Below are 337 nucleotides of genomic sequence, written 5' to 3' on the forward strand. Positions count from 1 at the left end.
GCTGACCAGGTCCCTGAGTGCAAGCTGGAAGAGGTCGCTGACGGCTTCAGCTGCGCGTCTGCGGGTGTGTCCGCTGGATCCTTCACCCGTCACGCCCACCCCGACGACTGCAGGAAGTACTACATCTGCATGGACGGAACCGCCAGGGAGTACGGATGTCCCATCGGAACTGTGTTCAAGATCGGAGACGCCGACGGAACCGGAAACTGCGAGGACCCCGAGGACGTTCCCGGCTGTGAGGACTACTACGGCGACTTGGACCTGAAGGCGATCAGGAAGAGCGAACTGCTGGCGGGTCTCGGAGCGAGCGGAGGCAGCGGCAGGAGCTCCAACCCCA

1 protein-coding gene is annotated in these 337 nt (G+C 63.5%); it reads left to right on the forward strand.

Translation table 11 applies throughout. The features are described 5' to 3' along the window. Nucleotides 1-337 (forward strand): chitin binding peritrophin-A domain-containing protein (locus P2081_RS20550; RefSeq protein ID WP_278924644.1); only part of this gene is annotated, 337 nt, incomplete at both ends.

The organism is Pseudophaeobacter profundi (assembly GCF_029697505.1).
In the GTDB taxonomy this organism is placed as follows: domain Bacteria; phylum Pseudomonadota; class Alphaproteobacteria; order Rhodobacterales; family Rhodobacteraceae; genus Pseudophaeobacter; species Pseudophaeobacter profundi.